Source organism: Nitrospira calida (assembly GCF_976986435.1).
Map to the genome: position 1 here is coordinate 269,703 of NZ_OZ335950.1, position 18,208 is coordinate 287,910.

The window sequence follows — 18,208 nt, forward strand, 5'->3', positions numbered from 1 at the left end:
TTTCCCTCCTAACCTACGCGGCGTTGAACCGTTGGAGATAGCTGCGGAGCGCCGCGCCGCTGCGCTCGCGGAACCGCACGACGACGCGCAGTTGCTCGAGATATTGGTCCAGCGTTTTGCCGCCGAGGTCGATCTTGCGCGAGGTGAAAAACTCACGGACGTCGCGTTCGAGTTCAGCCGTCGCGAGACCGACGATGCCGCCGCACATGCGGCGCAGGCCGTTCTTGGGGAACAGCCGATCCATCGTGTCCCAATTGATCTTCACGAAGTTCCACGCCAGCTCGCGGCCGTAGACGCTGCCCAGGATCGCGCCGACGAGGAACGGGCCGTCCTGCGTTCGGATCTCGCCGTTGAGGGTCCGCGCCAGCGTCCGCTCCAAGAGTTCAGGCTGCCGGAACGCGGCCAGGGCGAAGAGATAGCGCCGCTCTTCTTGCGGCGTGGCGGCCTTGGCAAACCGTTCGGAGAATTCGTGATATCGCGACTCATCGCCGGTGTGGGCGAGGATCGCCACGAGCGCCGGTACCACGTTCGGATCCACCGCACCTGCATCTGCCCGATAGGTTTGATACAACTCGGCCGCGCGCGTTTGTACGGCCGGGTCGTTTCCGAGAGTTCCCAAGGCGCGGATCAGTTCGCCGCGCAGTTGGCGGGTCAGTTCGTTCTCATCTTGCCGCGGCGCCCAGCCGAGATCTTCGACCGCCGGCGCCACTCGATCCCGAACCAAGGCTTCGAGCAAGGGACGGTCGCCTGACTCGACGATGCGGTTGAGTTGGTGGAACGAGTCGAGCAGGAGCGTCCAGACATTCTTGTCCCGATCCGCTTTGAAACGGCCGGTCAGATCAAGGTAGTCGTCGAGCGGCATCAGGCCCGCGACGGCTGCGGCCCAGGCGTCGTTGATCAGGTTGAACCGTTCGGTTGGCGCCAGCCGGTCCGGCAAGAGCGGGATTAGTCGCTTCAATAGCTCCGGGGCATAGCGGACGCGGTAAAAGCCGTGGCCGCCTTCATTCAGCAACACCGACTCGAAGCCGGGTGGCAAGGCTAGAGTGGTCTCCTTATCCTTGAGCAGCAGGCGCCTCGTTTCCGTCTGGCCGCCGGCGGCGATCCGCAGTTGAATCGGCACCTGCCACCGCTGGTCCCGCTCGCCGCCGGAGTCGGATCCGGCTGGAGGTTCGGGTAGGTACGTGAAGCGCTGTTGTGCGATGACCAGTTCGGACGGCGTATTCAGGGTGACGCTGATAAGCGGATAGCCCGGTTTGAAGATCCACGCATCCATCAGGTCGGGGACCGGCAGCTTGGCGGCTTTCCCCAGCGATGTCCAGAGGTCGCCGGTGTCGGCATTGGCGTGGGCGTGGGCGTGGAGATAGTCCCGGACGCCGTCACGGAAGACGGCCGGGCCAAGATGTTGCTCCAACATCCGCAGGACCGCCGCGCCTTTTTCATAAGTCAGGACATCGAACATGGCGTCGGCGTCCTTCGGTGCGCGGACCGGATATTCGATCGGTCTGGTGCTGTGCAAGCCGTCGACCGACAGCGCAGCGGCGCGGGAGGCGCTGAAGGTCGTCCAGCGTTGCCACTCCGGTTTCCAGGCGTCCACGGCCAACATTTCCATGAAAGTCGCGAACGCTTCGTTCAACCACAAACCGTTCCACCAGGACATGGTTACAAGGTCACCGAACCACATGTGGGCGTTCTCGTGCGCGACGACGTCGGCCACCCGTTCAAGTTCGGCGTGAGTCGCGGTGCGCTGATCCACCAGCAGGGCGGTTTCCCGGAACGTGATCGCGCCGAGGTTTTCCATCGCGCCCGAGGCGAAGTCCGGAATCGCGATCAGGTCCAGCTTGTCGCCAGGGTAGGGGATGCCGTAATACTCCTCGAAGAAGTGCAGGGAGAAGGCTCCGATCTCCTGCGCAAACCGGGCGAGGTGCCGCTTGCCCGGGACGGCCCAGACCCGCAACGGCGTCTGGCCGACGGTGACCGGATCCGTCGCCTCCAGCTCTCCGACCACAAAAGCGACGAGATAAGTGGACATGCGGATCGTGTCCGCGAACCGCACCACTTTCTTACCGCCGTCCCGCCGCTCCGAGAGGACCCTGGTGTTGGACACGGCCGTGAGGGCCGGGTCGATCACCAGCGTCGTCGCAAAGACCGCCTTGAAGTCCGGTTCATCCCAACACGGGAACGCACGTCGCGCGTCGGTCGCTTCGAATTGCGTCGCAGCCAGCCAGTGCACGGTCCCGGCCTGGTCCTTGTAACTGCTGCGATAGAAGCCGCGCAGCTTTTCGTTCAGCACGCCGTTGAAGGTCAGCCTCAGCCGCCAGTCGCCGGGTTGAAGGGCGGCGGGAAATCCGATGCGGCAGCGTTCCAGCGCTTCCTCCAATTCAACCGTGCCGTCGTACGCCGCGCCGTGGTCGTTCTCGATGCGCGCGGACGTCACCGCCAGGTCGGCGGCGTTGAGCACCAGTTCCGTCGTCACTTGCCGGACGGTCAGCGTGACCGTTTCTTGCCCGGTGAACGCAAACGTGGTGAGGTCCGGCTCGAGCGTGAGCTCATACCGGCTCGGGATGACGTGTCTCGGCAACCGATACGGATCCACAGATCTCCTCCTTGTCGGTGACTCTTCGGGCGCTTCCCGCGGCGGTCGCGGAGAGTCCAGCCCGGCGCCGTCCGCACGGCGGCCGCCGCTCAACCATACCAGGCGCCCGATGCCTGCGACGGCGATCAGCCGGCCCGCGTTGCTCAATGTCTGCCGCAGGATGTCCCGACGCGTCACGTCAGGGGACGTCGGTCTTTCTCGGGTCATCGATGAACGTGCGCCGGGCCGGCCCTGACTCCGCATCGGCGCCTGTTCACGCCCCTGGCGGGTGGTGCACCTCGATACCATTCGGGGTGCCAACGATCAGCAAACTGGTCCGGCCGACGAACAGGCCGGTTTCGACCACGCCGGGGATCAGATTGAGTTGCGTCTCCAGTTCAGCCGGTCGGTCGATCCGGCCGAGGTGCAGATCCAGAATATAATGCCCGGCTTCGGTCCGGAAGATTTCGCCGTTGCGCCGGCGGAGGACCGCTCTGCCGCCCACCGTTTCGAGTTGGCGGGCGGTGCTCCCCCAGCCGAACGGGACCACCTCGATCGGCAGAGGAAAGGTGGTGCCGAGCGCAGGGACCCGTTTGGTGTGGTCCACGACGATAATCAGCCGGCGCGCGGCGGCCGCGACGATCTTTTCCTTGAGCAGCGCCCCGCCTCCGCCTTTGATCAGGTTCAAGCGCGGATCGACCTCGTCGGCGCCGTCGATCGCGACATCGATCGACCACGCGTCGTCCGTTTCGATCAGATCGATGCCGTGACGCCTGGCCAGTTCGGCGGTCTCGCGCGAGGTCGGCACACCTCGGATCTTCAGGCCCGCTTTGACCCGCTCCGCTAGACCGAGCACCGCATGGGTCGCCGTCGACCCGGTGCCCAATCCGACGATCATCCCGTCGCGGACAAACTCGATGGCCTTGCGCGCAGCGGCCCGCTTCAGAGCGTCGAGATCATGCGCCGCGTTCATGAACGAACACCGTGGACGAGCCCGGCCGCATAGGCCGCCGCGCCGAGCAGGGCGGTTTTCTCGTTCATGACCACCTTGACCGGAATCCCGCTCATCAGCCGTTTGTACCGGCCTTTGTTGGTAAAGCCTTTCAGGAACGTGCCGTCTTTGAGCTTCGCGATCAGCTTGGGGGCAATCCCGCCGGCGACATAGACGCCGTCGAGCGCCAGCGCCTTGAGTGCCAAGTTGCCGGCCTCCGCCCCGTAGATGGAGGCGAAGAGATCCAACGCCTGTTTGGCGATCTCCGCCTGGCCTTTCAATCCCGCCTCGGCGATGACGGCGGCGGGATCGCCGACTTTGATCTTCTCCGCGAGCCAGGTCGGCTCATTTCTTTTCGTGTCACGCAGAAACTCGTAAATCGCGTGCAGCCCCGCGCCAGAGAGCACGCGTTCGTAACTCACATGGAGATAGCTCACGCGCAGATGTCGCAGGAGGTCGATTTCGCTGTCACTGTTCGGCGCAAAGTCCGCATGGCCGCCTTCCGACGGCATCGGTCGGTAGCGGCTGCCGTCCCAGAAGAGGATCGCTTCGCCCAAGCCCGTTCCCGCCGCAATCAGCGCCAGGGCCCGCTTGGTTTTGGGCGGGTTCCCCTGGTTAAGGACTTCGACTTCATCCGGTCGCAACAACAAAATCCCATGGGCAGTGGCCTCCAGGTCGTTAAGGAGACAGACCTGTGGAATGCCAAATTGTTTTCCCAGCGCTGTCCCATCGACCACCCACGGGAGGTTCGTGGTCTGGCAACGGTTGTCGATGACGGGTCCCGCCACCCCGAAGCAGGCGGCGTCGATGACGAGAGGTTCCGGAGGCAGCGGCTCTTGCGGCTGCGTTGCGGCCGCCTCCCTATCGTCTGGGTGTTCCGCGTCTTCCGAGATCGTGGGCCTGGCCGGCGGCGTGAGAAACTCCGTCAGGATCTCCTCCAGCGCCTTGTAGTCGCCGCTCAGAAAGGTTTCCTCGCGGACCGGGTCCACACGCTCGGTTTTCCAGTCAAACAAGGCCAGGTTGGTTTTCGTGCCTCCAATGTCTCCGGCGAGTATCATGGACTCCTACTCCTCGCGAGATGTGATCCCTTGCCTGGCGATCGTGAGTTCCGACGCGGCTGCCTGATCCAGAAACCAGATGAGCCGTCCCTGTTGAGGACGAACCAGCGCGGCCGGCAAGCGGGCGGTTTGCGGATCCCGCCCTTCCAGCACGGCTCGAACAACGCCGGCTTTGTGTTTGCCGGTTACGAGAAAGATCACGGCGCCGGCGTGATTGATGACGCCCAAGGTCAGGGTCAACCGTGACACAACGCCTCGGGGCGACTTCGCCGCGACCACCCAGCGTGTCTGCTCGTTCAGGGCATCCGTCCCGGGGAACAGCGAGGCGATATGACCGTCCTCGCCCAGTCCGAGCAACAGCACATCGAAGGTTGGCCACGCCGCCTCTGCCGTTCCGCATTCTTGTCTCAGCAATGCCTCGTAGTGGCGGGCTGCCCGATCGGGGTCGCTGTCTTCGCCCTTCATCCTGAACACCTGGTCGGCCTGGATTTTCAATGGTTGGAACAAAATTGCGTTGGCCATGCCGTAATTGCTTTCGGGATGGTCCGGCGGCACACAGCGCTCATCGCCGAAGAAGAACCTGACACGACTCCACTCCAGTCGGGCTGAAAATTCCGGACCGGCCAGCATCGTATACAGGGCTTGCGGGGTTGAGCCTCCGGAGAGGGCCACGAGGAAGCGCCCGTGGCTTTTGATCGCCTGTTCGCCCAGCCACACGAAGAGTTCGGCGGCCTCCTGGGCCAATTCCTCGGCATCGGTCATGATTCGAATTTCCGGCGTGGCACTCATGGTCGTTTGGCTGCCGTTGTCTTCTGCGGTTTTTGACGCAGTCCTCCCTGCGAGGAAGAATGGGTTCCGGTAGTCGTACGCGGTCCGCCGGGCTGCGCGCGGCGACGCTTCACAGTGAGTGCTCGAAAGGCTTGCGCCAAGGCCTTGATCGTTGCCAGAGGCCGCCGGGCCAGATTCACGCTGACGGCCGTCCGCCCATGGGCTAACAAGGATTGCAGGTCGCCGAGCGCCTGTGCCCGTGCCAACGTGCCGAACGTGTAGGGTTTGCCAGGAATCGCCAGGTCCGGCGTCATCTCGTCGATCAGTTGCAGAAACAACCCGGTGTTCGGTCCACCTTTATGCAGTTGGCCGGTGGAATGGAGATAGCGCGGACCATAGCCGGCGGTCGTGGCCACCTGCGCGGTTGCGAGAATGGTCTTACGGAGCGACTGAATCGCCGCTTCGACTCGGCGTGAGGGTGGTACGTACGCCAGGACGGCGACATACCGTCCCGGAGCTGTCCGTCGGAGGATCGTGTCCGCCGCTGCCGCGACGGACGCCTCGCGCTGCCGAGGCAACCGGCCGGTGGCTTCCACTTGCTGCAACACCCGCTTTGTCTTGTCCTTGCTCTCCTGCACGTTGGGCTGATCGAAAGGATGGATGCCGAGGAAATAGCCGGCGACCGCGGTGGCGAATTCCCAGCGAAAAAACTCCGCGGCGAGATCGTAGCGGTCGCGGAGTTCGAGTCGAACAACCGGCTGCCGGGTCCGTTCGAGGGCCATCACGTGACGATCGAGACGGTCGTTCCTGTCGCCTTTCAGCCGGAGATACACGAACAGGCGATCGTTTCCGTAGACCGCCGGACGGCTCAACGGTTCATCCGCCACTGGCACCAAGCCCTTGCCTTCCTTGCCGGTGCTTTCAGCCAGCAGTTGTTCGGCCCACAAACCGAAACCGCTGATCCCGGGAGAGACAAGGAGAGAGACCTTATCCCGTCCCTGCCGGCCCAGCGCTCCCATGACTGCGCCGAGATAGGCGCCCGGATTCCGGTCCAGAGGAGCGTGGCACCGACAGGCCTCCGCCATGGCGGTTCCCCGGTCCAACAATCCGGCGAGATCCAGTCCCATTAGCGCCGCAGGTACCAGGCCGAAATAGGACAGGACGGAATACCGCCCTCCGATGTCCGGCGGATTGGCGAAGGTCTGCCAGAATCCGCGTTCGCCCGCCAACTTTTCCAGGCTGGTACCAGGATCGGTGATCGCGATGAACTGCGTTCCGCCGCGGGCTCCCTTCGTCCGGGCGACCAACTCCCAGAAGTGGGCGAAGAGCGACATCACTTCGATCGTGCCGCCGGACTTGCTGGCCACGATGAAGAGGGTCTGGGCGGGGCGGACCGCGTCCGTCACCTCGCGGATGACTTGCGGTACCGTGGAGTCGAGCACCCACAGGCGCGGGAATCCGCGCGTCGATCCGAGTGCGCGACGAAGGACTTCCGGACCGAGGCTGCTTCCTCCCATGCCGAGCAGGACCACGTCTCGAAAGCCTGAATCCTTGACCGATTGGGCGAAGGTCCGGAGCGCACCGACCTGTTCGCGCATTTGTTCCACCACGGTCAACCAGCCAAGCCGGTTGTCGATCTCCGTCGGGTCCGGTTTCCACAGGGTGTGGTCTTTGGCCCACAGTCGCTCGACGACCTGTTCGTCGGCGAGTTGTTCCAACGCGGATCGAATGATGGTCTGAAGTGGTTGTTGCGCTGACAGGCGTGACGATGTCCGCAAGCTTGCCTCCGTGCGCAAACGACGCACGTGTCCTTCCACGTCCGAGTTTGGTTATCTTAGGATGCGTGGTTTGAAAACGCAAACGGTGGTGGGGCGGAGGGTGGTCCGTCGCCTTACTCCGGGTGCGAACGGACGATCAGCACGGGCAGACCGTCCGTCACCGACCACGCCAACGAGCGCGCATCGTCGGTCGAAAGTGTGAGTCGGAGAGACGGTTCCGGGTCGGGCGGGTCTGTCGAGAGCAGGGTCGCTGCCCAGGATCGAAGCCTGGTCCACCATTCTTCACCCCGGCTGCTGGCCCAGCGCCACGGATTTTCCCGCGCCGGGGGCGTGATCCAAATGGTCAGCGGTGGGTCGAACCGCAGCGTAAAGGCGACAGGCATGTCCGTGAGCTCGATCGGGTCCTGTTGAGGATTTTCGGCGATCGCGGCTTTCGGACGTATGATTGGCGGTCTTCTTCGGAGCCGGAAAACTGTTCCCAACGGTTCAGAGGTCGACACACGCCAGGCGAGGATCGGGAATCGATGCAGTTCGATTCCTCGCCCTTTGATCACGACCGCCTTGGCGGGCAAGTCCAGGAGCAGGTAGATCTGGGGCTTCGCCGCCAACCGGAGTTCTTCTTGCAACACGCGGATGGCTTCGCGAAGCGAAGCGGGGTCCTCAATCGCGTCGACGGGGCAGGGGGAGACGGCGGACCATGCTGCAACGAACAGCCACGTAAGCCCAAGGAGAGGTCTGATGCAGGGGCGCATCATATAAAAAAAAAGAAGAAGCGTAATGGCAAAGGGGAACGAACAACGAAGTCAGAAGATCATGATCGGAGTGCCGATCTTGGCGAGCTGATAGACCGCCTTGAGGTCGTCATCGCTCAATCGAATACAGCCGTGGGTGACGTTTTTCCCCAACAGGCGGGTATAGAGGGTGCCGTGGATAAAATAGCCCTTGCCGAAGCCCAACGCATATTCCCCCAGGACCCCCGCCTCCACCCGTTCGGCAGGATCGGAGGGGACGTCCAGGCCCTCCTCTAGGAAGGCCCAGTCCGGTTTCACCCAAACCGGGTTGATGAGCTTTGACTGAACAGCAAACTCTCCTCGGGGCGTGTCGAACACCCACTGGGCGTCGGACTGACCCGGCTTGTCGAGGATGGTGCCGCTACCGGTTGAAGCGGTCGCCGCCAGGAGTATTTCATCCTTGCGTTTCACGAAAAGCCGATTACGCGCCGTGTCGACGACAATGTAGGGGCCGGTCGGGTTGTACTGTGCCAACTGTCGAATGAGTGCGAGGCGGCGCGCGCGGAGGGCCTGAAGAGTGAGCTCCTCGCTCGGTAGGGTTTCTTGCATCCTCGGAGCGTTGGAGGTGGCCACTCCGCTGCTTTGGGGCAGCGCCAAGAACAGCAGCCCGATCAAAGAGGTAAGAGAAACCAGGAAGGTCCGTTGCAGGCCTGCCATGCAGCGACCGCCGTCGAGGGCGGCACGGGGCTCAGGTTTCTTCTTCGGGATTCTGCGATCCTTCCAAATCCGCCAGAACCAAAGAGACGGAGTTCTCGACATCCAAGGCTCCCACGATGGTCACCGGTGTACCGGTCTCGACCCGATTGTACAACGCTTCCATCTGTGGATTCTCCAACATGATACACCCCAGCGTCTGATTCATGAAGGGGTTGTCGATGCCATGGATCTCAATGAGACCGCCGATGCCTTTTTCGGTCGGGAAGTCGCCGGCTCGGCGGGCCGATCGAAACCGGCGACGGTCGTCCGCATTCGGATAGTCGAGCTGAAGGGCGCGATAAAACTGTGTCTGGCCTTCTCCGCGTTTTTTGACGATTCGATACCGGCCTTCGGGAGTCGCACCGTCTCCCTGAAACCGTTTTTCGAGCATGCCGTTGTAGCCCAGGCGTACCGGGTAGGACAGCACCTTGCGACCGTTCTTGTAGAGGATCAAGATCCGATCGGCCTTGCTCACCACGATGGCTGGCGCTCGATGCGTGCGGGACCATTCGATCGTCTGCCTGACCATTCGGCGCCAGATGTTGATCCGTTCTGCATCGGCGTATCGCCCTAAAGCGGAGTTTAAGGCTGCTACCTGGTCAACCAGGGACTTGGATGCCTGCGCGGCTGCTTCCAGCGACCGGTCGTATTGTCCGTTTTCCAGAAATGAGCGGGCCTGCCTAACCAACAGTTCCGCTTCAACGGAGCGTGCTCCCAAGACCGCGCGTCCCTCGATCTCGTTCACCCGGACTTGGAAGTCCCGAAGCCGCCGCTCGACTCGGTCGACCCTGGTTTCGGCTTTGGCGCGCAACGCCTCTCGGTTCCGCTCCGCTTCCTTTTTCGCCCAGGTGCCTTCCTCCTGGAGGGTCCGCAGCTCCGTCTCCAGGCGATTCGGTTCCCACGGCCAACGAATCGTCTCCTCTTCTGCCGCCAGTTTGGCTTTGAACGCGACCCAATGCCGGGCAAACCGGCTGTATTCGTCCGGCGCAAACTCCGCCGCCCGCGTAGTCGCCAGCTCACGATCCAAGGCCTCGACCGCTTCGACCAGGTCGCCGGGAACCGTCTGGACACAGCCGGACACTGCCGCTGCGGCAACACAGGTGACACAGAAGACTCGGAAGCGTTGAACCGGTGAAGCAGCCATCATGTTACGGCCATTGTAGCCTATTTCTTGGCCTGTTGGCCCTTCTTCCCTTTTGCTCCACCGACCTTCGCTAACGCGGCCTGGATTTCCGTTGCAAGCTTCTGGCTTTGATCCTGAATCGCCTTGGCTTTGGCCTGGGCCCCCAGGTAATCCCCGGCATCCAGGGCTTTCTGAACTTCATCGAGTGAGGCACTCAGACCCTGCGCGTCGGCTTTAATCGATTCCAGGGCCGCCCGATCTTTGCCAGCCGGTGCCTGGGCGACCAATTCCTGCGTCGCCTTCACCGACTCCTGCGCGACTTGTTGCATTTGGAGCGCCGCCTGTTTGGCTTCCTCTTTCTTCTTTTCGGCTTCGTTCTTGACCCTCACTGCTTCGGCTTTGGCAGTGTCCGCGAGTTGCTCGGCCTTTCCGTAATCTCGGAGGAGCACAAACTTGGCTTCCTGATCCGCGATTTCCTTCTTCGCGTTGGCCAGCATCCCCTCCAGTTTGGCAAAGTCTTCGGCCACATAGGTTGCCGCGCCGCTCTCTTGGGCTTCCTTGACCGCTTTCTCGGCGGCTTCCAGTTTCTCGCTGGGGGGTTTCGCGCAAGCGGTTACGAGAAGAAGCCCTGCGGCGGCCGATAGAGTTGTCAACGCGAACTTCATGGATGTCGCCTCCTTTCAGGCTGTCGTAGCCGTTCCATCTTCCCCCTCAGTTGTTAGGTGTTTCAGCTTTTCTTTTCCGCCCGCTTTTTGGCTCTCTTGGCGTGCTTCTTCGCCTTTTTCTCTTTCTTCTCCGGTTCGCTCTCAACTTTCTTCTCGGTTTCGGCCGGAGCGGTCGCTGCTGGCGGAGTCTCTGTTGTCGGGGAGGCCGGCGTGGGCGTCGCGGGTTGCTCTTCAGCATGGACGACCATCAGCGCCCCAAAAATTAGGACCGTCGCCAGTGCGGTCATTGCTGTCGCGAAGTGCTTCATACGGAATTCACCCCCTTTCAGAAGGAACAAGCCTGTGCAGTTTAGGTATCGACCTTCGTCATGCGTTGATCATCCGAGAAGCAAACTCTGCAAGGCAAGCTCAATGCCCCAGGTAAAGATATGGGTAAAAGCGCCAAAACAGAACGAGTTACGAGGGGCGTTCCGGAAGAGCGTGTGTCTAGCTCGGTCTCTTCTTGTGGCAGGTTTGCCCGAAGTCAGCAAATTCGCCCCAGTAATCTCCCTATGCCTCGGCCTCGCTGACGGAATTCGACCGTTGGAATCGGATCGCGCTCCACCGGCCTCGCTCGATTTGCAACCTCATCGCCCGTGAACCAACCGAACATTGACTCTCAGGAAGGCGACCCCTATAATGCCGCCACCGTCTATGGCAATCAAGACGCAAAGGGGTCGCGCATGTCTGTTACGTTCCGGCAACCCTCGAATTTAAAACGGAAAAGGGAACACGGATTCCGCAAGCGCATGAGCACCAAGAACGGCCGCAAAGTTTTGGCGCGCCGTCGAGCGAAGGGACGGGCACGGCTGACGGTGTGAACATTCCCGGAGGCCTATCGCTACTCTCGGTTACGAAGCAAACGGCGACAGGGAACGTTGGCGCGGAGGGCAACGCGGCTAGTGGTGTCGATCCATTCGACACACCCTCTCTCTTGTATGGGCGCTATAGGGTTTCGCTGCAAGCCGTCCGGGCCGTTTTGGGAATAGGAAGTCGTTATCGACACGATCCGTTGCGTTCTTGCCTCGCGGTTTTCCTCAGAGCACCCGCTGTTCCTCCGGTTGTTATCCGATCGGTTCTCAGAGATGGCACGAGCGCGCGGAGACCGGGCGCTCTTCCTGCGCAGCAGCGGAGAGATCGAACGTGTGAAGCGGACCGGCCGTCGGATTTCGACGCCATACTTTACTTTGCTGGTTTTGCCTTCGCAGGGCGGGGCCAGCCGGTTCGGAGTGCTGGCGGGAAGACGGCTGGGGGGAGCGGTCCAGCGAAACCGGGTGAAGCGTCTGTTCCGGGAGTTGGTCCGAGACGTTCGCACGGAGGTCGTGGAGGGTCACGAATGCGTGGTGTTTCCGAAGCGCGATGCCTTGATGGTGCCGTTTGAGACGCTGCGGTCGTCTTGGCTGTCCCTACTGCGGCGTCAAGGACTGCTGCGGCCGACCGGGATTGAAAAATGCGATGGATCTGTCTCACAGTGATCGGGGCATATCGCCGGTGGGTGTCGCCGTTTTTAGGGCCTGCCTGCCGATTCGAGCCGACATGTTCGGAATATGCGGCCGAGTCTATCGCACGATATGGATTCTGGCGAGGACTCGGGTTGACCTGCCTTCGGCTGGCCAAATGTCATCCGTTGCATCCCGGTGGATACGATCCGGTGAAGTGAGTGACCAGGGCGCGAGCGCCTTGTGGGAAAGACGCGACCAGGGTTCATGTCCTCTCCGTTTACAGACAAACCAGGCATAGGTTGTGTACGCGGTGAGTGCCAGATATCTGTAGGACAGGAAGCCCAGCCGGCCGATGGAAAAACGAATCATTCTCTTCCTGATCATCTCTCTAGCCGTCATTATCGGCTACGACTACCTCCTCAAAGAACTCGGACTGCTTCCTTCCCCCCAGACCGAGCGAAGCCAAGAGGCTGATAAGAAGGCCTCGTCCGGCGCGCCGTCCTCCGCGACCTCGGAGAAGGTTGCAGTCCAGGGAGCGAACCCTGCTGGACCGACCGTCGCCGAACTCCTTTCTCGCGATCGAGATCGGGGAGCGAGTTCTCCGTCCGAAGAACAGATGGTAGCGGTGGAAAACGACCTGTTTCGCGCGGTGCTGACAAACCGCGGCGGAACGCTGAAGAGTTGGGAGTTGAAGCGGTACACGATGGGCCCGGACGCGGGCCATCGACCGGTACAACTGGTCCATGAAAACGGCAAACGGCCCCTCCACCTCATCACGCCGGATGACACCCTGAGCCAGGCGATCAACGACTCGCTCTATCAGGTCGAGCAAGACGTCGCGACCCTCGATCCTGCCCATCCCGTGGGCCATGTCACCTTCCGGTATCGTGACACGCGGTCCGGCATATCGGTCGAGAAGCAACTGACCTTCCGTTATCAGAGCTATCTGGTCGATGTGGTGATCAGGACCGAGGGCCTGACCGGCCCTCTCGACATCGGCCTCGGCACAAACTTCGGCATCGTCGAGTGGGGGGAGGGATTCATCGGGCTCATCGGTCCGGCGTCATTCGTCGACGACAAGGTCCAAAAGAATCTTCCGGAGACGGAAGAAGAACGCAAGGGCACGGTTCGCTGGGTGGCGTTGCAAGACAAATATTTTCTGAGCGTCTTGCTACCTGTTCAGGCCACGGCGGCGGTGATCAAAAAAGAGGGAGACAAGCTGGTATCGGCTGGCATTCGGATCGTCCAGCCGATTCCCGGGTCCGGCATCGGGATGCAACTCTACGCCGGGCCCAAGGAATACGACACCCTCAAGGCATTGAATGTCGGGTTAGAGGAGACGATCGATTTCGGCTGGTTCATTTACGGAAGCTGGAGCTTTGTTAAGGCAGTGGCCAAACCGCTCTTCTATGTGCTCCGGTTCTTGTACGATTACACCCACAATTACGGCGTGACGATCATTCTGCTGACGGTCGGCATCAAGCTGTTGTTCGTCCCGCTTCAATTCAAGAGTTATAAGTCGATGAAGCAGATGCAGGTGATCCAACCCAAGGTGGCGGCCCTGCAGGCGAAATACAAGGATGATCGCGATCGGCTGAACCGAGAGCTGATCAAATTGTATCGCGACCACAAGGTCAACCCTGTCGGTGGCTGCCTACCGATGCTGCTTCAAATGCCGGTGTTCGTCGCGCTTTTCAACATCCTGTACATGACGATCGATCTCCGCCAGGCGCCTTTTATCTTCTGGATCACCGACCTCTCGGCCCAAGATCCTTACTATGTGCTGCCGTTGGTCATGGGCGTCACCATGGTGATCCAGCAGAAGATCACGCCCACAACGATGGATCCGACCCAGGCGAAGATCATGTTGCTGCTCCCGGTCTTTATGACGTTTCTGTTCATCACGTTTCCGGCCGGCCTGGTGCTTTACTGGCTTACAAACAACGTGCTGACCATTGCCCAGCAGGTCATCACCGAGCGCTATTTTTTACGGAGGCCCGTTGTCGCGGTTGGAGACGCGCCTTTGGAGTGGGAGGCGGGAGAGTCCGAATCGCCGTCGACTCCTGGGAAGCGAAAGAAAGGACAGCCCGTCCAGCAGGCCGATGCCGAACACTAGCTGGGGTGAGAATAACCCGTCTATGGGTGGCGCGCTCGAAGACACGATTTGCGCGATTGCCACGCCAGTCGGTGAGGGAGGCATTGGGATCGTCCGTGTCAGCGGCGCCCGGGCCATCGGAATCGCCTCACAGGTGGTCCGTTTACGATCGGGGCGTTCCCTTCAGTCGGTCAAAAGCCATACCCTGTATTACGCCGATATCCTGTTCCCTCGCCGAGTCGCTGGCGGTGCAGATCGTCTCCCGGCGCATGCCGCGCGCAGCGGCGGAGATCTGTCAATCATCGATGAAGGATTGGTTGTTGTCATGCGTCGCCCGCGCTCTTTCACGGCGGAAGATGTCGTAGAATTTCACTGTCACGGCGGACTTCTGGTGTTGCAGACCCTGTGCGAGGCCCTCGTGGCGTCGGGAGCGAGATTGGCGGAGCCGGGCGAATTCACCAAACGGGCTTTTTTGAATGGGCGGTTGGATCTGGCACAAGCCGAAGCGGTGTTAGATACGATCAGGGCGAAGACCGCCGCTGGCCTGAAGCTGGCGCAGGATCAGTTGCGTGGCGGTTTGTCGTCGGAAATCGAAGCGATCCGGGAGTCGCTGATTCGGTTGCTCGCCCACGTGGAAGCCGCCATCGACTTTGCCGAAGAAGAGATCGCCTTCGTGCAACGGGATGAACTCCTCGTGACGCTGCGGCAGACCATCGATCGGCTTTCCTATTTGTTGGAAACCGGACGTGAAGGCCGGATCCTGCGGGAAGGCGCCAAGGTGGCCATCATCGGCCGTCCCAACGTGGGGAAGTCCAGTTTGATGAATGCGCTGCTTCGGACTGATCGAGCGATTGTGACCTCGATCCCGGGCACTACCCGCGATGTGTTGGAAGAAATCCTCAACGTCAAGGGGGTGCCGGTTCGTCTGCTCGATACGGCCGGTCTTCGAGACACGCTCGACCCGGTCGAACAAGAGGGCATCCGACGAACCCGTTCGGCGATCGAGCGCGCGGATGTCATTCTCGCCGTCATCGACGGATCCCAATCCCTGAGCGCGGAAGATTACGCGGTGTTGCAGGAGATCCGGGGCAAACCCTCGGTGGTAGTGTTGAACAAGAACGACTTGCCCTGTTCCGTCGATCTGACCGACCCGGCCGTTGGGGAGGGACGCGCATTCGATGCACCGATTGTGAGCGTGTCGGCAAAAACCGGCGCCGGCCTGAACGAGTTGCGGGAGCGGCTCCGCGGCTTGCTGGTCCGCCCGGATCTGGAAGCTGGAGAGGGCGTGGTCGTCACCAACCTGCGTCACCAGTCGGCTCTGGTCCGCACTCGTGAGGCGCTTGTCCACGCAGTCGATTCCGTCACCAAGGCGCTTTCAGACGAGTTCGTCGCGTTGGATCTGCGAGCGGCGGCGGATGCGCTGGGTGAAATTACCGGAGCCGTCACGACCGACGAGATCCTCGAGCGTATCTTCTCCGAGTTCTGCATCGGAAAATAATGCGGTGGGAGTCGCCATGAGAGTCTACGATGTCGTCGTGGTTGGCGGGGGCCATGCCGGCTGCGAGGCCGCGCTGGCCGCGGCTCGCATGGGCGCGCGGACACTGCTGCTGACCATGGAGGTAGACCGTATTGCGCAGATGTCCTGCAATCCGGCGATCGGAGGAATCGCCAAGGGCCATCTGGTCAAGGAAATCGATGCGTTGGGGGGAGAGATGGCTCGCAACACCGACCGAGCGGGGATCCAATTCCGCCGCCTCAACACCAGCAAGGGACCGGCTGTGCGGGCTTTGCGGGCGCAATGCGATAAAAAGCTTTATCGGCAAGCCATGCAGGAGACGCTCCGCACACAGGCGGGATTGGACATCGCTCAGGGCACGGTGGATCGTCTCTTGACCAGTGGCGGCGCCATTTGCGGCGTCGTGACGGGAGATGGAGAGCGGATCGCGGCGCGGGCGGTCATTTTGACTTCAGGTACATTTCTTAAGGGACTTATCCATGTCGGTCTCAGCCATTTCCCGGCCGGCCGTGCCGGAGAAGCTTCAGCGGAGCATCTCTCGGACTGCATGCGGGATCTGGGATTCGAGGTCGGCCGGCTGAAAACCGGCACGCCTCCGCGGCTGGATCGCGACACGATCAATTTTGCCGCGATGGCCGTGCAGCCCGGCGACGACCCTCCTCCACCGTTTTCCTATCGAACCGAGCGGGTCTCCTTGCCGCAAGTGCCCTGCCATCTCACTTACACGAACGAGGAGACGCATCAGCTTATTCGCGACAACCTGGATCGCTCGCCGCTCTACAGCGGCGTGATCGAGTCGATCGGGCCCCGTTACTGTCCCTCGATCGAAGACAAAGTCGTTCGTTTTGCCGAGAAAGAGCGGCACCAAGTCTTTGTCGAACCAGAAGGATTGGATACCAAGGAATACTACCCGAACGGCATTTCAACCAGTCTTCCGGTCGATGTCCAGACCGCCATGCTGCGCACAATTCCCGGGCTCGAGCGGGCGAAAATGCTTAAACCCGGGTATGCCATCGAATACGACTACTTTCCGCCGCGCCAACTCCATCCGACTCTCGAGACCAAGATCGTCGCCGGGTTGTATCATGCCGGTCAGATCAATGGAACCTCAGGTTACGAGGAAGCGGCGGCGCAAGGCATTATGGCCGGCATTAACGCCGTGCTCAAATTGCGAGGCGAGCCACCGCTGATCTTGGACCGATCGCAGGCCTACATCGGGGTCTTGATCGATGATCTCATCACCAAAGACGCTCATGAGCCCTATCGCATGTTCACCTCGCGGGCTGAATTCCGCTTGCTCCTTCGTCACGACAATGCCGATTTGCGGTTAATGGAAATCGGCCATCGTCTTGGCTTGATCTCCGAGCAAGTGTACGCCAGACTCCAAGCCAAGCGTGAAGCGATTCAGCGCGAGGTCGCTCGACTAAATACCACTCATGTGAAACTAACCGACGTAGTGCGGGAGCGATTGGCCAAGTACCATCTCGGTGATGTGTCCTCGAACCATACGCTTGCTCAGGTTCTGCGGAGGCAGGAGATGTCGTATGCTGATCTCCAGGAGATCTTCGGTAGCGAAGGTGTTCTCGATAACGAGATAGCTGAAGCCGTGGAATTGGAAATCAAATATGAAGGCTATATCAAGCGTCAGCTTCAGCAAGTGGAGAAATTCAAAAAGTTCGAAGAGCGTCGCATTCCCCGATCTTTCGATTACGAAAGTGTGAAGGGATTTTCACGGGAAGTGCTGGAAAAGCTCAAGCGCGTGCGGCCTTCCACTGTCGGTCAAGCTTCCCGCATTTCGGGGATCACACCAGCAGCCATTTCACTATTGTTGATCGCCTTGGAACGAGAGAGTCGTTCCGCACGCGCTGGATCTCTTTAACAAAAGAACCTGCGAAAATGTCCGACCTCTCTCCTTTGAGCCACATTTCAGCTTAAAAACTCCTTGACCTTAAGAGAAGATTTCGCGTACATGTTCCACGTGGAACAAATCCGATCACTTCGTCATTTTCTATTGTCCAGTGCCGAGCAGCTCGGTGTAATCCTTTCCGAACATCACGTCTCTCGGTTGCTTTGTTATCTCAGGGAACTCCTCGTTTGGAATCGGAAAGTCAATCTTACAGGAAGCACGGACCCGCATGAAATCGTTGTGAAGCATATTCTTGATTCGTTAGCCGGGTTGAAAGCAATTTGTTCCGATAGAGGAGAAGTTTCGCTGCTGGATATAGGTAGTGGAGCCGGGTTCCCCGGGGTGCCACTCAAGATTTTGAGACCTGATATCAAACTGGTGCTGCTGGAGTCTAATCACAAGAAAGCGGCGTTTCTTCGGCAGGTGATCGGCGTGCTTCAACTCCAGAGCACCGTGGTTACTTCAGAGCCCCTTGAAGATTTTGCTGTTCACAGGAATCAATCTTTTACCCATATCACGGTCCGTGCCTTAAGGCCGGAACCCCACTTTCGGTTCATTGTCCAATTGCTCAGTCCCAATGGACGCCTGATTGTCTACCAATCCAAGATGCAGGTCATTGACGATCAAGCCTTACAAGAGACCGGATTGATGATTGATCAGGAAATTCTCTATTCTCTTCCCTATGGCATGGGTAAACGGTTCTTACGTATTTTGATGTCCCATTCCCTTTGTTCCACGTGGAACAACAATAAAAATTGATCTCGGTCC

At 60.4% G+C, this 18,208-nt stretch carries 17 protein-coding genes; 7 read left to right on the plus strand and 10 right to left on the minus strand.

Going from position 1 to position 18,208, the window contains the following annotated elements; all coding sequences use genetic code 11:
• Positions 1-13: 13 nt before the first annotated feature.
• The 10 genes from ACWHTU_RS01405 to ACWHTU_RS01450 all read right to left on the minus strand — a co-directional run bounded on the left by ACWHTU_RS01405 (position 14) and on the right by ACWHTU_RS01450 (position 10,780).
• Entirely contained in the window at positions 14-2,800 is a 2,787-nt protein-coding gene (locus tag ACWHTU_RS01405) for a M1 family metallopeptidase (protein WP_447861136.1), read from the minus strand.
• 46 nt (positions 2,801-2,846) lie between these two features.
• On the minus strand, positions 2,847-3,545 hold the full coding sequence (rpiA, locus tag ACWHTU_RS01410) for a ribose-5-phosphate isomerase RpiA (RefSeq protein WP_447861137.1): 699 nt from the start codon (positions 3,543-3,545) through the stop codon (positions 2,847-2,849).
• The gene (gene glk / locus ACWHTU_RS01415; protein WP_447861138.1) at positions 3,542-4,621 is read right to left on the minus strand and encodes a glucokinase; all 1,080 of its coding nucleotides are present in this window, start codon (positions 4,619-4,621) and stop codon (positions 3,542-3,544) included. The genes rpiA and glk overlap by 4 nt, the downstream gene beginning before the upstream one ends.
• A 6-nt stretch (positions 4,622-4,627) precedes the next feature.
• Positions 4,628-5,383, minus strand: coding sequence for a 6-phosphogluconolactonase (pgl, locus tag ACWHTU_RS01420; RefSeq protein WP_447861139.1), 756 nt, complete (start codon positions 5,381-5,383; stop codon positions 4,628-4,630).
• Positions 5,384-5,406: 23 nt separating this feature from the next.
• Entirely contained in the window at positions 5,407-7,167 is a 1,761-nt protein-coding gene (locus ACWHTU_RS01425; RefSeq protein WP_447861140.1) for a glucose-6-phosphate isomerase, read from the minus strand.
• A 113-nt stretch (positions 7,168-7,280) separates the two neighbouring features.
• The gene (locus ACWHTU_RS01430; RefSeq protein WP_447861141.1) at positions 7,281-7,796 is read right to left on the minus strand and encodes a hypothetical protein; all 516 of its coding nucleotides are present in this window, start codon (positions 7,794-7,796) and stop codon (positions 7,281-7,283) included.
• A 174-nt stretch (positions 7,797-7,970) separates the two neighbouring features.
• Positions 7,971-8,573, minus strand: a complete 603-nt coding sequence (locus ACWHTU_RS01435; protein ID WP_447861142.1) for a L,D-transpeptidase — start codon at positions 8,571-8,573, stop codon at positions 7,971-7,973.
• Positions 8,574-8,646: 73 nt separating this feature from the next.
• Positions 8,647-9,801, minus strand: a complete 1,155-nt coding sequence (locus tag ACWHTU_RS01440; protein ID WP_447861143.1) for a L,D-transpeptidase family protein — start codon at positions 9,799-9,801, stop codon at positions 8,647-8,649.
• A 17-nt stretch (positions 9,802-9,818) separates the two neighbouring features.
• Positions 9,819-10,442 (minus strand): hypothetical protein, encoded by a 624-nt coding sequence (locus ACWHTU_RS01445; protein ID WP_447861144.1) that lies wholly within the window; start codon positions 10,440-10,442, stop codon positions 9,819-9,821.
• A 62-nt stretch (positions 10,443-10,504) separates the two neighbouring features.
• Positions 10,505-10,780, minus strand: coding sequence for a hypothetical protein (locus ACWHTU_RS01450; protein ID WP_447861145.1), 276 nt, complete (start codon positions 10,778-10,780; stop codon positions 10,505-10,507).
• A gap of 384 nt (positions 10,781-11,164) precedes the next feature.
• Here ACWHTU_RS01450 and rpmH point away from each other — a divergent pair, with 384 nt between their 5' ends.
• The 7 genes from rpmH (at position 11,165) to rsmG (ending at position 18,199) form a co-directional block, all read left to right on the plus strand.
• Positions 11,165-11,302: a 50S ribosomal protein L34 gene (gene rpmH, locus ACWHTU_RS01455; protein WP_447861146.1), complete on the plus strand. Its 138-nt coding sequence runs from the start codon at positions 11,165-11,167 to the stop codon at positions 11,300-11,302.
• Positions 11,303-11,566: 264 nt separating this feature from the next.
• Positions 11,567-11,956 carry a ribonuclease P protein component gene (gene rnpA, locus ACWHTU_RS01460; RefSeq protein WP_447861147.1) on the plus strand — a complete coding sequence of 130 codons (390 nt, stop codon included), beginning with the start codon at positions 11,567-11,569 and terminating at the stop codon, positions 11,954-11,956.
• Entirely contained in the window at positions 11,932-12,141 is a 210-nt protein-coding gene (gene yidD, locus ACWHTU_RS01465; protein WP_447861148.1) for a membrane protein insertion efficiency factor YidD, read from the plus strand. Before rnpA ends, yidD begins: the two co-directional genes overlap by 25 nt.
• Positions 12,142-12,275: 134 nt before the next feature.
• On the plus strand, positions 12,276-14,039 hold the full coding sequence (gene yidC, locus ACWHTU_RS01470) for a membrane protein insertase YidC (protein ID WP_447861149.1): 1,764 nt from the start codon (positions 12,276-12,278) through the stop codon (positions 14,037-14,039).
• A 22-nt stretch (positions 14,040-14,061) separates the two neighbouring features.
• A complete protein-coding gene (gene mnmE / locus ACWHTU_RS01475; protein ID WP_447861150.1) occupies positions 14,062-15,516 on the plus strand; it encodes a tRNA uridine-5-carboxymethylaminomethyl(34) synthesis GTPase MnmE in 1,455 nt (484 codons plus the stop codon).
• Between the two features lie 16 nt (positions 15,517-15,532).
• Positions 15,533-17,413 (plus strand): tRNA uridine-5-carboxymethylaminomethyl(34) synthesis enzyme MnmG, encoded by a 1,881-nt coding sequence (gene mnmG / locus ACWHTU_RS01480; protein WP_447861151.1) that lies wholly within the window; start codon positions 15,533-15,535, stop codon positions 17,411-17,413.
• 90 nt (positions 17,414-17,503) lie between these two features.
• Positions 17,504-18,199, plus strand: a complete 696-nt coding sequence (gene rsmG / locus ACWHTU_RS01485) for a 16S rRNA (guanine(527)-N(7))-methyltransferase RsmG (protein WP_447861152.1) — start codon at positions 17,504-17,506, stop codon at positions 18,197-18,199.
• Positions 18,200-18,208 lie beyond the last annotated feature (9 nt).

Bases quoted from the DNA above. Each gene is read 5' to 3' on its own strand.
- ACWHTU_RS01405 (WP_447861136.1), bottom strand. From the start codon at position 2,800: ATGACCCGAGAAAGACCGACGTCCCCTGACGTGACGCGTCGGGACATC.
- rpiA (WP_447861137.1), bottom strand. From the start codon at position 3,545: ATGAACGCGGCGCATGATCTCGACGCTCTGAAGCGGGCCGCTGCGCGC.
- glk (WP_447861138.1), bottom strand. From the start codon at position 4,621: ATGATACTCGCCGGAGACATTGGAGGCACGAAAACCAACCTGGCCTTG.
- pgl (WP_447861139.1), bottom strand. From the start codon at position 5,383: ATGACCGATGCCGAGGAATTGGCCCAGGAGGCCGCCGAACTCTTCGTG.
- ACWHTU_RS01440 (WP_447861143.1), bottom strand. From the start codon at position 9,801: ATGATGGCTGCTTCACCGGTTCAACGCTTCCGAGTCTTCTGTGTCACC.
- ACWHTU_RS01445 (WP_447861144.1), bottom strand. From the start codon at position 10,442: ATGAAGTTCGCGTTGACAACTCTATCGGCCGCCGCAGGGCTTCTTCTC.
- rpmH (WP_447861146.1), top strand. From the start codon at position 11,165: ATGTCTGTTACGTTCCGGCAACCCTCGAATTTAAAACGGAAAAGGGAA.
- rnpA (WP_447861147.1), top strand. From the start codon at position 11,567: ATGGCACGAGCGCGCGGAGACCGGGCGCTCTTCCTGCGCAGCAGCGGA.
- yidD (WP_447861148.1), top strand. From the start codon at position 11,932: ATGCGATGGATCTGTCTCACAGTGATCGGGGCATATCGCCGGTGGGTG.
- yidC (WP_447861149.1), top strand. From the start codon at position 12,276: ATGGAAAAACGAATCATTCTCTTCCTGATCATCTCTCTAGCCGTCATT.
- mnmE (WP_447861150.1), top strand. From the start codon at position 14,062: ATGGGTGGCGCGCTCGAAGACACGATTTGCGCGATTGCCACGCCAGTC.
- mnmG (WP_447861151.1), top strand. From the start codon at position 15,533: ATGAGAGTCTACGATGTCGTCGTGGTTGGCGGGGGCCATGCCGGCTGC.
- rsmG (WP_447861152.1), top strand. From the start codon at position 17,504: ATGTTCCACGTGGAACAAATCCGATCACTTCGTCATTTTCTATTGTCC.